Here is a 15,144-nt window from a genome sequence, read left to right as displayed (position 1 = left end):
ATATTTATTTTGAGATAGCTTTTTAAAAATCCTTTTTTAATTATTTTCAAGCCATTTTGTCTTGCTTTCAATGAGCTTGTTAAATTCCTTAGGTACGGTTTCGCCTCTCTCATTCAAAAGATTAACTAATAATTTCATATCCTTTAGTGTTAATTCTCTATAATCAGTTAATCCATATTCACCATTTTGTTTTATACAATACCAAAAATCATTATTATCCTTTATCCAATAACTGTATGTGTCAATTATAGCCTGCTGCATCTTTTCAGCCAATATTATGTACTTGTTATCACAATTATAATATTTATCATATAGATATATTGCATTTATTTCTGATACTAGATGATTAAGAGAACAGTGTGTTTTAGATTTGTTTTCATCTTTGTTTTTATAATCTGGTATAAACAAACCATCATTCTCTGTTTTCCAATTATTAACATATGCATAATCTATAAAAAACGAAAAATAATTGTCAATTATCTCTTTTATTCTAGGCTCATCTAATATTTGATCCCAATAAATTAATGCCATGATAGTATCAGTATTAAATCTTGTATCATAAAATTCATAATCAATATCATAATCTTCATAAAGCCATGTTGATCTTGGTAAACTAGGTATGTAATGATTTTCATTAAATTTGTTTATGTAGTCATATAATAAACTGATTCCAACTAGCCTAAACAAATTATTGTCCTTAATATTTTCATACATTATTATAAGTGGAAACCCTGAAGGATAATTCCATTTGGATTCCCTTCCATAAGGTATATAATTATTAGCTATATTATAGTAGATACCATCACTTCTGAATATCTTCTTATTATATAGGTCCAATCTTCGTATTAAATCAAGAGTACCATTATCTTCAAAATCAACTAGTTTATTAGATGATATAATAGTCTCTAGATTAGTCTCCATATTATCTTTAACATCAAGTTGTATCTTAGTATCAATTCCTTTGTTGTCATTAATATTCCATCCATTACTATTACTAATAACATCTATTACAGAATGTCCTAATTCCTCAACATAATACGGATTACCCAATCTTATACTATAATTTTCACCATCTAGATATAATTGACTTTCATTATTTATATTTATTGAATCGTTGGTTCTATTATTGAAGACCATTAAATCATTATTATCATATAAGCCTTCTATGATATTATTTACTTTCATTTTACTTCTAAGTTTAACAACCAATGAAAATTCCTTGGATTCTCCATTAGCTTTTAAAAACAAGATATTATCTTTACCAATTTTTTTATTGATAACTACTACCGACCCAATCTTATTTTGTTTATCATATACAGAAAAATTATTTTCCTCACTAATCAACTGAGTATATTCAGTAGAGTTCTTATCTTCAGCCTTTATGGTAAAATCATCTGATGACCTTATATATAAATCTAAATCTTTGTTAATGGTAATCTGAAGCTCATGGGAATTATCATTCTTAAAAAACAGTAATAACATTCCTATTATCGTTATAATCACTAATAGTACAATTTTTTTCATAGATTTTCCTCACATTATATAACTATATAATAAATCTGCCTATCATTTACTATGATTATCACTTATTTTTAATCCTTCTAGCTATAAAATCAAGTAACCAAACTACTAGGATCAAGCCAATAATTATAAGAGCGAACATTATATCGTTCATAGCTATTAGTATACCAGCAATACCGAACCCACCACTTATACCATACAAGGTGAGTACAGCTCTTTTATGGCTATAACCTCTGTCAACTAATCTATGATGCAGATGTCCCCTATCCGCTTGCATAACTGGTTTACCATTAGCTATTCTTCTAAGTATTGCAAAAAAAGTATCAAATATAGGTAAGCCTAAAATAAGTACAGCTACAATGATTGTTATGGCTGTATAACTTTTGATAAATCCTTGTATAGAAATAACTGATAATGTAAACCCTAAAAACGTTGATCCTGTATCACCCATATATATAGTGGCAGGATTAAAATTATGAGGTAAAAATCCTAAGCAAGAACCTGCAAGTGCCGCGGTCAATAGTACAGCAGTTGGTTCTCCGTTTAATATAGATATAAACATTAAACAAAGTGCTGCTATTGAGGATACTCCTGTGGCTAATCCGTCTAATCCATCTATCAAATTAACTGCATTAGTTACTCCTATTATCCATATAATTGTTATAACATTGCTAAAAGAACCTAATAGTAGAACACCACCAGGTGCCCATGGCCAGCTTACTGCTTGAATTGTAGTCCCAGTGATTATCACAATTAGAGCAGCTAATATTTGAAAAAATAATTTCAACTTAGCCGGTAAATCATATATATCATCCAGCAATCCAACAATAGTTATTACAACACCACCAATGATTAGACCAATCAAATGAATTAGTTCCAGATCTTTGATAGAAGGTGCAATCAGGGCTATGGTAACCAAAAAACCTAATACAATAGATATTCCACCAGCTAAGGGCATAGGTTTTGTATTCATTCCTCTAGCTTTGGGCATATCAATAGCACCAACTTTATAAGCAAATTTTTTGCTGAGTGGTGTAGTAAAACATGCTATAACAAAGGCAATGGCAAAAGCAATTATATATATAAAATTACTATTTATACCTTTTAGAAATTCAAACATTTTCCTTCCATCTCCCCTTAAAAAGCTTATTCATACTTATCTACAATAATGCCTGCTTCTTTTAATAGCTCCATGGAGAGTTCATCTGGATAAGAGCCTTTAAAAACTACTCTTTTCAGACCAGCATTTATAATTAACTTAGAACATATAACGCATGGTTGATCAGTTACATATATTGTACCACCATCAATTGATACTCCATGCATAGCAGCTTGTACTATTGCATTTTGTTCAGCGTGCGAAGCTCTACAAAGCTCATGTCTCTGTCCAGATGGAATATTTAATTGTTCTCTTAGACATCCGACTTCAGCACAATGTTTACAACCTGATGGTGCTCCATTATAACCTGTTGTAAGTATTCTTCTATCCTTAACGATAACAGCACCTACTTTTCTTCTTAAGCAAGTAGATCTGCCTTTAATTATCTCAACAATATCCATAAAATACTCGTCCCACGATGGTCTCATAATGTTTTCCCCCGATATATTAATCTGTTTCTATTTTATTTATTCTTCTAATATGTCTTTCGTCATTGGAAAATTCAGTACTTAAGAATATATCAACAATCATTAAAGCTAACTCAACACCAACAATCCTTCCACCAAGAGCTAACACATTGGCATCGTTATGTTCTCTGGTAGCTTTAGCTGAAAAACAATCATGACATAGAGCGGCTCTAATACCTTTAACTTTGTTAGCAGCTATTGATATACCAATACCTGTCCCACAAATAAGTATTCCCTTCTCACATTCTTTATCAACAATTGCATTACAAACTTGTTTTGCAAAATCAGGATAATCTACAGAATTCTGATCATAACATCCATAATCTTTATATTCTATTTTATTAGCTTCTAAATATTTAATCACTTCTTGTTTTAATTCAAAACCACCGTGATCACTACCAATTGCTATCATAATATTTTTCCTCCATATTTTTAATTTTATTAACTAATTTATCAATTAAAACCTTAATATCTTCAGCGCACTTCACATAAACATCTTTTCCACTACCAAATGGATCAGTTATATCTCCTAATTCATCTACATACTCTTTTAATGTCAAAACATTTTCCTTGATATTTGGATATGTCATGTGTAGGTATTCCTTATGTCTATCAGTCATAGTAAGTACTAAAGTTTCACTATCAACTTCTTCTTCACTGAATGCAGTAGCAACATGTCCTATTACATCAGGATAATCCTCTTTTACAGCTTCAACTGTATATTCACTAGCAGGTGCAGGAAATGTTACAAGGATACCTCTAGAAGAAACTATGATGTCAATATCATTATCATCAAAACTCTTATAAGCCAAAGCTTCTGCCATAGGACTCCTACAAGTATTTCCAGTACACACAAAAATAATTTTATTCATAAAATCACCTTTTTTGACTAATCAATATTAAAAATCTTATTACCAGCTGCTTTCAAAAGTCTATTCATAGTAGCTGTACCAATGTCCTTCTTAGAAAAAGCTTCACAATATATTATTTCAACTTTCATTTCATCAAATTCTCTTAATACCCTAAATAAGTTGGATGCTATCTGTTCTGGATTATTTTTATCACCAATACTTATTATATTCTTACAATTAAAGTAGTCTTTTGTTTGATCTGTAGCTATAACACCTATTTGTTTATCTTTTTGTTGTTCTATATTAACTAATTCATTAATATGAGATACTACTTTATCACTTATCCCTTTAAATACAATTAACTCTGCATTTGGAGCATAATGTCTATACTTCATTCCTGGTGCTTTAGGTACCAAATTCTTATTTGAAGACTTAATTGCAGGATCAATACTAACTGAACCTATTACTTCTTCCAGCATTTCTTTTGTTACTCCACCAGGTCTAAGTATTGTAGGAGTAGTACCTGATACATCTACTACTGTAGATTCAAGACCAATCTCTGAGAAACCTCCATCAACAATCATATCAACTTTTCCACTTAAATCGTTAATTACATGCTTTGCCATAGTTGGACTTGGTTTACCAGACACATTAGCACTTGGAGCCGCAATAGGCAGATCAGATGCTTCTATTATACTTCGTGCAATTTTATGAGATGGCATTCTAATAGCTACAGTTGAAAGTCCTCCAGTTATATTATCTGGAATGATATCCTTCTTCTCAAATATTAGAGTTAAAGGGCCTGGCCAAAATCTATCCATTAATTTTTCTGCTGTTATACTAATATTAGTCACATATTTCTTGACATCTTCTTTACCTGCTACATGAACAATCAATGGATTATCAGAAGGTCTTCCTTTTGCTATATATATCTTTTTTACTGCGTTGATATCTAGAGAATTAGCACCAATTCCATATACAGTTTCAGTAGGAAATGCCACTAGTCCGCCATTATGCAAGATATTTGCTGCCTCTACAATTATATTATTATCAATATTATTAATGTCTACTCTACGAATTATTGTTTCCATATAAATGTCTCCATAAAATGATCTGTATAGTATTTAATTCAACTCATATATTATACCATATATTTACCAAATTAAAAGTCTAACCTAATTATTTAGTAAAACGTCAATCAATCAACTCTATTACATCCGTTTCTTTCTTTTCACTAATCATGTATATAATCCTTAATCCAATTATTGTCAGCAAGACTCCAGTCCCAATAAAAGTTAACAAGTAGTTATATCCTATAGCTTTCCCTTGCATATTTGAAATAATCGTACTCAAGGAATTAATTACAATATGCAATATAATAGAACTATATAGACTACCTGTCCAAATAACTACATAACCTAAAATAATACCTATCAAAAATGCATATGTACCCTGTACTAAATTCATATGACCTATTCCAAAAAATAGAGCTTGTATCATTACTGCTCCAAAAGCACCGAATCCGTTTCTTAATTTATTTAACACAATTCCCCGATATAATAATTCCTCGAATATAGGAGCTAATACTCCCACACTAATTAGAGTAATATAAAAATTATTGCTGGAGATACTTGCCATCAATTCTTCGTATTCAGGAGCCAGCTCATTTATATTTATCAAAGTTAGAATTCCATCTATAGCTATATTAATACCTATGCCACATACTACGCATATAACTATAGTCTTTAATGGTAATTTTTTATTTAGATTAGTTTCATTAATAAACTTCTTTTTGCTTATTATATATATTAATAAAATAATACCAAAAGTAACAACCCACGCAATTATAGTAATTAACAAAGAATGATTAGCAAAAAAACTATATAAATCTTCACCTGTAGTTCCATACATATTAAGCTTCATAGTAAAATAAATACCTGCGACTATAACTGCTAATACCTGTATTAACTTGGAAATAACCACGTATATTACACTATTCCCAAAAGCTTTCAATCTGTTCATATTTACACCCCTTAATATCTATTAAAGGGCTGTCTTAAAATACATGATAAGGCACCTGATTACCATTAAATGTGTTTTAAGACAGCCCTAAAATTTATTTCTCTTCTAAAAATTTCATAATTCCAATGTAAATAGCCCATGCAATTTTATCTTGGTATATATCAGTCGTCAATAATTCTGCCTCTGAATAATTGGATAAAAAACCACATTCTACTATAACACCTGGTATATTAGTTTGCTTTAATATAAAATACGAATTACTATCTTTTACTTGTCGATTATTTTCATTGTCTACAAAAGCTTTTATTTCTTGCTGTATGTTCTGAGCTAATTTTTTGCCATCATCAGATGAAGCATAGTAAAAAACTTGGGCTCCTTTATATTTTTCTTGAGAAAAGCTATTTTGATGTATACTAACTAGTAAATCTCCCCCACTTGTATTAATTATTTCTTTTCGTTTGTTCATATCTTCTCTTTTTTTATTATTGCTTGACTCCCTATATAGCCCGCCTTCATCTTCACGTGTCATAACAACGTGTACTTTACTATATTCCAAGTATTCTTTTAATTTTATTGCAATTAATAAATTAATATCTTTTTCTAATTCACCATTGACTCCTACTTTGCCAGGATCAAATCCTCCGTGGCCTGCATCAACGACAACAACATATTTTTTTTCCACACTTGAAAAAACATTAATCACCTTATTGGCATATAGTATGGTTGCTACCAAAAATATTAATATTATCAAAGACACTACCCACATTAGGACATGAGTTTTTTTAATAATTATTATCATATATCCACCAAGCATTTTTTTATAAATATATTAATTAAGACATACTTATTATGCATATATGAATTATTTTCTACCTATTTCTTCAAATAATCATGTAAGACATCCCATATTTCATTTTTTTCCAATCCTATTTTCCATCCGGCAACACCAGCTAAATCATTCTCAATTACCAGCTTGACCTTTTCTTCTATGGAACGCTCCTCTTCTAGCCAAATCTTATAAACTTTATTATCTTTTTCATAATCACCGTAGAATTGTTTCACTTCATCATTCCACACTATTTCTGCATCATTATCATCAAGTATTTCTCTAGCCCTATCCATACTGTATGCTTTAGAAGATACATTAATCAAACCATCCACTTCTTCTTCTGTCCATAAACGAGTATAATATGGTATTCCTAGAATAACTTTTTCTTTCCTGACTTCTTTCAGGGTATCCAAGATACCTCTCTCAACAAAACCTATTGAGGCTACAGAACCACTTTCAGGTGATGTTGACCAGTGTTCATCGTAACCCATTATGATAACGTAATCAACAACCTTACCTACTTCAGTTCTATTATAATGAGCTGTCCAAGCTGAAGGTACATAGGTATCTACAGAAACGACTACGTCTTGAGCCTTAAGGTAAGGTGTTAATTCTCTTATGAATTGTACAAAATATATTCCGTCTTCTTTTGCAACGTTTTCAAAATCTATATTGATACCGTCTAAATCATATATAGACGTTAATGCTAATATTTGTTTTATGACTTTTTCTCTTTTTTCAGTACTGCTTAGTACATCATGAGTAATCTTTTTGTCAAATTTATTGCTGAATAGTGCCCATACCTGATATCCTTTTGATTTTGCATATTGTACATATTCACTACTAGCGATATTGCTTATATCTCCGTCTGAATTCTTAATTGAAAACCAAGTTGGTGATATGACATCAAGACCTTTAACGTCTTCTAATACTTTTTTGACTGAACTGTTAGCAGCCGTTCTTGTCACTTGGTGCCAAGCGATATTAATAAGACCATCAATATTCTTTTTATCGTTATACTGTGGATCGTCTTCTTTTTTTGCTATTTTTGGATATATGTCTTTTATTACCCCTAAATCAGTTCTTTTCATATAACCTAATAACCCGCTTTCACTTCTAACTTTTACCCATCCATCGTATTGTTCATATACTCTTAGTTCATCATTAATGGATAGCTTTTCTACAACTTTACTTTTTTCGTTTGTGTCTAATCTTATGTAGGATTTTTTCTTTACAACATTAGATGTTTTATATTTATTACTTAGATAGTCGAAAACAAGTATCTTAAGGTCTTTGTTTAGTTCAAATTCTATATCTGAGAATTCTAAGATAAAGTCCATAGGTATGTATGCCATGTCTGTTTCAAATGTCATTATGGGCATGTCTAACTCTAATGGTTCACTGTTTACAAAATATGTAAGATCATCATTTTTCATTCTGATTACTTTATTGCTAGTTGTATAAGTTAATGTTTTTTCTTTTTCATCCCAATGATAATAAGGATCTATATATTTATTAACTAAATCCACTGGCAGGTAGAGTTTTTCTTCTACCAATTTGGGTGTGTAGTTTATTTCTACATTTTCATCTTCAATTATAACTGATAGGTTTCCTTTTTGATAGTTTGGTAATATTTCCCTTATGTTTGCTTGTTCAAAATTAGGCAGCATATCAATTATGTAATGATAAGCAAAAAATCCCCCTAGTAGCAAAAGTAAAGAAATCATTACAATTTTCATTGCTTTTTTCATTATTTATCACTCCTTGAAGGTATTATATCACAAACTTCTCGTTCATTTAACAGTTGTCGACAAATTAAATTGTTAACAAATTGTGACTAGGAATGATAAGAATGTACTTTATGAAATTTTGTTTTTTCACTGATGGCTACGTTGTGTTATATAGTTAAGTTTTACTTGCCTTACTCCAAAGGAACGGTCTGCGTAAAACTTAACTATATAACACTTTGTGGGTAGTTTGGTTTGTGAGGAGATGTGTATATTAGAATATGAAAATGTATAAAAATATAAATTGTGAATATTTTAGAATTATTTTAATTTGGAGTACATTAAAAAACCACTTCTGTATTGGTGGATAAGATCATGACAAGGCTAGAAGAATTTTATACTTTGGTTTTGGTTTTAAGCATTCCGTGTTGGATTAGGAGAAAGATTCCTATTAGGATGAATATATCGCCAATACTAATGATTTTAGGTAAGGGATATGGTCTTAGTATTGAAATTATGTCGGATAGTATGTATGCTTTAGTTGTATTAGTGGCTAGTACGTGTCCCATATCAAAGGATGCATTAACACCTTGTGGTAGATATACGGGCATTTTTCCGTTATTTAATGCTATAGGAATTAAGTTTAAGATTGTACCTATAGATAATAGGTTCATAGATAGTAATCTATGGTTTATTACAAGTGGTATTATTAGTATTATGTATGATAATATATGCATTATGTAGAAAGCAGTTGTGTTGATATTAATAATGTTTCCTAGTCGAATAGCTATTATTTGGAGTAGTTGACATGCAATGATTAAATACCATGCTTTGATTTCTATATTTTCAAAGTTGATTAATCGTCCTTTTCTGATGTATCCAACTATAATAGATAAAACAATGCCTTCGAGTATCATATTCTCACCTATTCATACATAACTTTAATAAATTCATCAACCAAAAGAGGATTGAACTGGGTACCTTTGTTTCCTTTTAATTCATCTAGCGCTTCTAGAGAAGCCATAGCTCTTTTATATGGTCTATCTGTTGTCATTGCGTCAAAGCTGTCAGCTATAGCTAAGATAGCTGATTCTATAGGAATATCAGAACCTTTTAGGGAATCAGGATATCCTGTTCCATCATATTTTTCATGATGATGTCTGATAATATTTGATATCTCTTTTAGTGAGTCTACATTACTAAGTATTCTTGCACCCATGACAGGATGTTCTTTTATAATATCATATTCTTCTTTTGTTAGTTTACCTTTTTTATTAAGAATGAAATCAGGTATTCCTATTTTTCCAATGTCATGAAGAAGTGCTGCTGTTCGAATCATTTCAACTTCTTTTTTCTTCATACCTGATGCTTTTGCAAGTTTGACAGCATACTCCCCAACACGTGTTGCATGTCCTCCTGTGTAAGCATCTTTTACTTCCAAAGCGTCATTTAATGCATGTATTGTTTCCATTGCCATAGATTGGGATTCAAAATATAATTTAAACGAATACCTTGCTACTAGTAAAGGTGCGAAAAATAGAACAACTACACCTTTGCCGTATCTCATATCAGCTAGAGCCATTATTATGCCTAGAGCACCAATTCCCAATAAGCTTGGAACAATACCTTTTAAGTTATTTATAAATGTTTCTAATATATTTTTTCCATGCATAAGATTTATCATAATCGCTACCAAGAATGAATTTAATATTTCACATATTAATATTATTATAAGTACTACTGGAACTAATTCCGATAAAGTATTTAGAGTTCCTTTTGTATATCCAAGTACTCCATATAATATTTCCCCGGCAATACCAATAACAACTACTACTTGAGAAATATTAAATATTGTTCTTGAAATCTGTGTATTAAAAATATGTCTTCTCTCTCCTTCAATTACAGGCATTCGAAAAACGAATCCAATACCAGCAACTATTGCACCAGTAGTCGGACCACATATAATCATAGCCGTTACAGTAACTGCAAGTCCGACAGAAACAGCTACCCCAGAAGGAAAAGATATTAAAAAAGTTTCAGTTACCGTAGCCAATAGTCCCCAAAAGAGTACATCTTCTGCTGGACCTATTTCATACTTATTATAAAGGAAATATAAAACAGTTACAGCTAACATACTCATAAAAATAATATATATTAGCATACCCTTTTTATTCTTCATTCGTATACCCCCATATATATAAAAAGTCGACTAACCAATCATATATATTCTACCAAACGCTAATCCAAGCACCTGCTGATAAAACTAATGATAATAAGCTAACTAAAGCTACAATAATTTTTTTCATTGAATATAGCCTCCTTATTTTTCATCTCTGCTAATCCGCTATAGTAGCAGGCTATATTCCACTCCGCTAATCTCTATATACTGAAAAAACTATAATAATTTTAGATTAGTCGACCTCTTATAACTAAAGTGTCAGCTGTAAAATGTGCCTATTTATAGAATCCATAGTAGCTCTTGCAAGAGCTTCTTTGGCATCATTACCAATCTTTGCTGAACCTGTATAGATTTCTTCTCTTCCTTTTAACTGGGATGAGATACTAACAACCATAACTTCTACGTTAGATAGATTTACTCTCCTGGCATCTTCAAATACAAATACATCTTCTACCTGACAGAATTTCTCAACTGCTCTTAAAACTGTATTACCAAGTATTCTATTAATGTTACTTGATGTATTTATACCAGACATACTACTTTCATATGCTTGTCCACACTTTTCTAATACTACTCTCACTTCAACGTTCGAACCATTGTTATTATATTCTATACTCTTAATCTTTAGTCTTGGATCTGACTCTTGTTGTACTGTATCGCTTTTTATCTGGGCAATACTTACTTTTTTATAATCAATGGATATGTCAAACTCAGATATAAGAATTGCTTCTATGTCTCTTAAGATTTGTTTAGGATTCCTTCTTAAATCAGATACTATATGAATCTCTTCGATGTTTTCATTCTCGTCAATAACTACTTTACAACCTTGAACCGATCTAATTTTCTTTAGATAGTTTTCCATCTTTTCGATATTCATTATGATATTAGCCCCCTCTCCAATCATTTAATGAATCTCTTTAAATTATATAGTATAAACCTAATAATTTCAATAAATATAAGATTTTTTAGGATAAATATACCATCATGAAATTGTCATGAAATTATTAATTACGCTAATTGATTTATATAATCATTGATTAATCCCTTTGTTTAGTTCCTGATAAAGCCTACATATTAAACATTTTAGATATTACCCTTAATATGTCCTTTTCCTCTATATCTTCAATATTTAATCCATTATCTGATACATCTTCTAAAAATATCTCATCAACTTTATTATAATCTTCAATGCAATTAACTGATAAAAACTTAAAATCATTGTTTTCTATAATTAATTCTATTTTCTTTACATAGTTTTTGTTATCTATATATGCATTAATATTAATAGTGTATTCTTCATTTGTTAATGTATCTAATAATTTTTTATTTATATTTTTATATTCTTTTTTATTAATTATAATCTCATTAATATCTTTGCTAGTTATATTGATGCTTATTTTGGTAGTCATTACCTTTTTACATAGGCTATTGATTGTTATTGGTTTTTTCCCTTCATTAGCAATACTATTATGTACATAATCCAGTATTTGTTCAAACTTATTCCTATCTAATTTATTTTCCACCTCTTCACTGGGCAAGTTAAAATAATAGCAGTTCTTTTCTACTAATGGAGCAATAACTATTCTACTATCTATTTTATAGATTTCTCCTAACTCTTTTTCTATTCCAAGGTTACTTTCTTTTACACCAATACTCAATTTAATTCTACTATTAGAGTTTCTGATTACACCATCATAAAAAAAAGAAATATCATCTGTGATTGTATCATCTTCTTTATTTTGAATACTTATTTCTCCAATTATTTTATAATCGTCATTAGCTAATTTATCTATACCGTCACATAATTTCTGTACAGATGATTTACCCATATCACTTACTGAAACATTCACAATAATTATTAGGAAAATAAATATACCACCAATAACAATTAGTGGTATCCTTTTAAAATCAACTTTCATATCATTTCCTCCAAAAATACTTTTTATAATTTACAAGAATTATAGATGCATTATCTCCTGCTCCATTCTTCAAAACAACATCATATATATCGTTGACAATCGATTGTAAGCCTACATTGTTTTTTAGTTGTTCAATAACTAATTCATCCATTACTTCTTTTGATATAAAATTATAAACTCCATCACTGCATAACATGAACATACTCATTCTATCTGTATAACCAATCTTAGTAAATGGGTTAATATGCTTTTTCAAACCAATACATTGGGTTAATATATTTTTATTAGTATTAAAATACAAACTATCTCCCGATAGCTTTCCTTGTCTTAATTTTGCTGCAACAAGGGAGTGATCTTTGGAAATTTGTTCTAATGAATTAGTGTCTTTTTTATATATTCTACTATCTCCAATATGGGTAATTACATACTTATCCCCATACACGAACAAAACTGTTAAAGTTGTCCCCATTTTTTTATCTTTATCCTTAGAATCGTATATTGTCCTGTTGATATTTGTAAAACAATTCAACAAACTAATTTTGACTGCAAGAAAAATATTATTGGATTCTATCATGATTTTCTCCAAATCATTATCCCACCAATTAGTAAGTTCACAAATTGCAATAGTACTGGCAACCTCTCCCAATGAATGCCCTCCCATACCATCAGCAATAACAAACAACCCGAATTCCATAGAATTGATTTGTCCTATCTTAATTAAAATCCTATCTTGGTTTACTTCTTTAACTAATCCGCATTCGCTTATTACCCCATATTGAAATTTCTTATTAGTCAATTTTATTAATCCTTCCCTAGAAAACCGTTGTGACTATAATTCTTTTTATTAAATTAATTGATTTCAAAAGTATATTCGCAATTGGAAATTGCAACGTCAGTTCCATCATGTAATTGGTATCTCTTATTGCTAATCAGTCTTTCTTCGTCTAAATATGTACCATTCTTAGAATTTAGGTCAATTATATAATATTGTCCATCCTCTTTAATAATCTTACAATGAATTCTACTGACTGAGCTATTCTCAATTATATAATCTACTTGACTATCTAACTTTCCAATTATAAAAGGATTATTAGATATGATTACTTTATTAACTATATCTCCATCTTTACTTAATAGATATGGTTCAGCCTCAATATTCAGTTTTTGTTTGTAATCCTCTAATAATATAGTATCTTCAGTAGAATAATTAATACTTTCAGGTTTTGTAACCGTCTTCTGTCTAACATTATTAGATTTTTCTTCTGTGGCATTATCAATTTCCCTTTTTGATTTCTCCTCTATAAGAACAGGCTCTTCAAAAAGCTTAGCTCTATTCTTATATTCAACATTAAAAGAATTGACAGATGGTTCATTATAGATTTTTTTCTTATTCATGTTTATAGAATTATTCTTCACTTCTTTATTCTTCATATAGTCATATGTCTTTTTTGAACTGTAAAGATTTACAGCAAGTAACATACCAATGCATGCTAATAATGAAGCCATTTCTATTTCACCAGTTACATCAGAATGTAATATCTTGGACTTTAACATACTCAAGAATATTAATACTGTCAAAATCTGAATACAAGCTATAATTATAAATTTTATATAACTTTTTTTATGTGTAGCTGATTTCTGATTAAGAATCTTTTTATTTTGGTTTGGCTTAATTTCACTCTTAATATTCTTATTTTTAGTGGTTATTTCAACTTTTTTATTATCTGGGACTTTAATATTTTCTGATTTATGACTCTTTGATTCTTCTACTTTTTCTCTTTGCTTATTCTGTTCAATCAGCTTGGAAATAATGAAGTTATCTTCATCATTAGATTTATTTTCACTATTATTATTCTTATCATCTTGCTCCATTTGGATCTTATTATCAGACTGTACTTGGGGGCTGGTTAAACTATTAATTATATTTTCTATAGTATTTATATTGAAATCATGTTGCTTACATGCTGTTATTAATCTATGAATCATCATTACTGCCTTTACATCCTCTTGACTAACTTTATCAAAAAAGAATTCAATAATATTTTTTGTGTCATCAAGAATATCCCTATGGCAGTTATCAAAAGGTGTATATACATAACAAGGTAAAAAACCATTGGGATTAATATAAATCATATCCGGCTGTAATAATATTTTATTAGAATTCAGATAATATTTTTCACAGTCTTTGATAATTCCTATTAGATTAGCAAAAAAATTGTTCAAATCACTAGAAGTCAACTTTTTCCTTTCTAGTACTTCTGTTAATTTTTGCTTAGATGTAATATTGTAGTACAGCTTTTTTTCAGTGTTAAGTGTTCTAATGTTAAGGTCCAGAAAGGAATCAATAGAATTCCTCTCCAACATCTCAACTTCATAATCTTCTACATGTATATCATCATCTGCTTTTATTACCAGATAACTGTTTATAGCGTCTCTTTCATATGTAATATTAGTATTCATCAATTACATC

15 protein-coding genes are annotated in these 15,144 nt (G+C 29.7%); all 15 read right to left on the bottom strand.

Going from position 1 to position 15,144, the window contains the following annotated elements:
• Positions 1-36: 36 nt before the first annotated feature.
• Positions 37-1,524 carry a hypothetical protein gene (locus AACQ14_RS11380; RefSeq protein ID WP_339363712.1) on the bottom strand — a complete coding sequence of 496 codons (1,488 nt, stop codon included), beginning with the start codon at positions 1,522-1,524 and terminating at the stop codon, positions 37-39.
• A 58-nt stretch (positions 1,525-1,582) separates the two neighbouring features.
• Positions 1,583-2,641: a glycosyltransferase family 4 protein gene (locus tag AACQ14_RS11375; protein ID WP_339363711.1), complete on the bottom strand. Its 1,059-nt coding sequence runs from the start codon at positions 2,639-2,641 to the stop codon at positions 1,583-1,585.
• A 26-nt stretch (positions 2,642-2,667) separates the two neighbouring features.
• Positions 2,668-3,108 (bottom strand): deoxycytidylate deaminase, encoded by a 441-nt coding sequence (locus AACQ14_RS11370; RefSeq protein WP_339363710.1) that lies wholly within the window; start codon positions 3,106-3,108, stop codon positions 2,668-2,670.
• Positions 3,109-3,127: 19 nt separating this feature from the next.
• Positions 3,128-3,559, bottom strand: coding sequence for a ribose 5-phosphate isomerase B (gene rpiB / locus AACQ14_RS11365; protein WP_339363709.1), 432 nt, complete (start codon positions 3,557-3,559; stop codon positions 3,128-3,130).
• Positions 3,543-4,019 (bottom strand): low molecular weight protein arginine phosphatase, encoded by a 477-nt coding sequence (locus tag AACQ14_RS11360; RefSeq protein WP_339363708.1) that lies wholly within the window; start codon positions 4,017-4,019, stop codon positions 3,543-3,545. Before AACQ14_RS11360 ends, rpiB begins: the two co-directional genes overlap by 17 nt.
• A 17-nt stretch (positions 4,020-4,036) precedes the next feature.
• Positions 4,037-5,089, bottom strand: coding sequence for an L-threonylcarbamoyladenylate synthase (locus tag AACQ14_RS11355; RefSeq protein WP_339363707.1), 1,053 nt, complete (start codon positions 5,087-5,089; stop codon positions 4,037-4,039).
• A gap of 103 nt (positions 5,090-5,192) precedes the next feature.
• Entirely contained in the window at positions 5,193-6,020 is an 828-nt protein-coding gene (locus AACQ14_RS11350; protein ID WP_339363706.1) for a CPBP family intramembrane glutamic endopeptidase, read from the bottom strand.
• Between the two features lie 94 nt (positions 6,021-6,114).
• Positions 6,115-6,723 (bottom strand): N-acetylmuramoyl-L-alanine amidase CwlD, encoded by a 609-nt coding sequence (gene cwlD / locus AACQ14_RS11345; RefSeq protein WP_339363705.1) that lies wholly within the window; start codon positions 6,721-6,723, stop codon positions 6,115-6,117.
• 170 nt (positions 6,724-6,893) lie between these two features.
• Complete coding sequence (locus AACQ14_RS11340) at positions 6,894-8,600, bottom strand: glycosyl hydrolase family 18 protein (RefSeq protein WP_339363704.1); 1,707 nt, start codon at positions 8,598-8,600, stop codon at positions 6,894-6,896.
• 371 nt (positions 8,601-8,971) lie between these two features.
• A complete protein-coding gene (locus AACQ14_RS24765; protein WP_353514023.1) occupies positions 8,972-9,493 on the bottom strand; it encodes a DUF5317 domain-containing protein in 522 nt (173 codons plus the stop codon).
• 8 nt (positions 9,494-9,501) lie between these two features.
• On the bottom strand, positions 9,502-10,755 hold the full coding sequence (locus AACQ14_RS11330; protein WP_339363702.1) for an HD-GYP domain-containing protein: 1,254 nt from the start codon (positions 10,753-10,755) through the stop codon (positions 9,502-9,504).
• A 250-nt stretch (positions 10,756-11,005) separates the two neighbouring features.
• Positions 11,006-11,632 (bottom strand): hypothetical protein, encoded by a 627-nt coding sequence (locus AACQ14_RS11325; RefSeq protein WP_339363701.1) that lies wholly within the window; start codon positions 11,630-11,632, stop codon positions 11,006-11,008.
• Positions 11,633-11,822: 190 nt separating this feature from the next.
• Complete coding sequence (locus AACQ14_RS11320) at positions 11,823-12,674, bottom strand: hypothetical protein (RefSeq protein WP_339363700.1); 852 nt, start codon at positions 12,672-12,674, stop codon at positions 11,823-11,825.
• Between the two features lies 1 nt (position 12,675).
• Positions 12,676-13,470 (bottom strand): PP2C family protein-serine/threonine phosphatase, encoded by a 795-nt coding sequence (locus AACQ14_RS11315; protein ID WP_339363699.1) that lies wholly within the window; start codon positions 13,468-13,470, stop codon positions 12,676-12,678.
• 53 nt (positions 13,471-13,523) lie between these two features.
• Positions 13,524-15,134 (bottom strand): DUF6382 domain-containing protein, encoded by a 1,611-nt coding sequence (locus AACQ14_RS11310; RefSeq protein WP_339363698.1) that lies wholly within the window; start codon positions 15,132-15,134, stop codon positions 13,524-13,526.
• Positions 15,135-15,144: the final 10 nt, after the last annotated feature.

The organism is Vallitalea maricola (assembly GCF_036985595.1).
Classification (GTDB): domain Bacteria; phylum Bacillota; class Clostridia; order Lachnospirales; family Vallitaleaceae; genus Vallitalea; species Vallitalea maricola.
The sequence above is the reverse complement of the archived record's forward strand: the minus strand, read 5'-3'. Positions and strand labels throughout refer to the sequence as shown.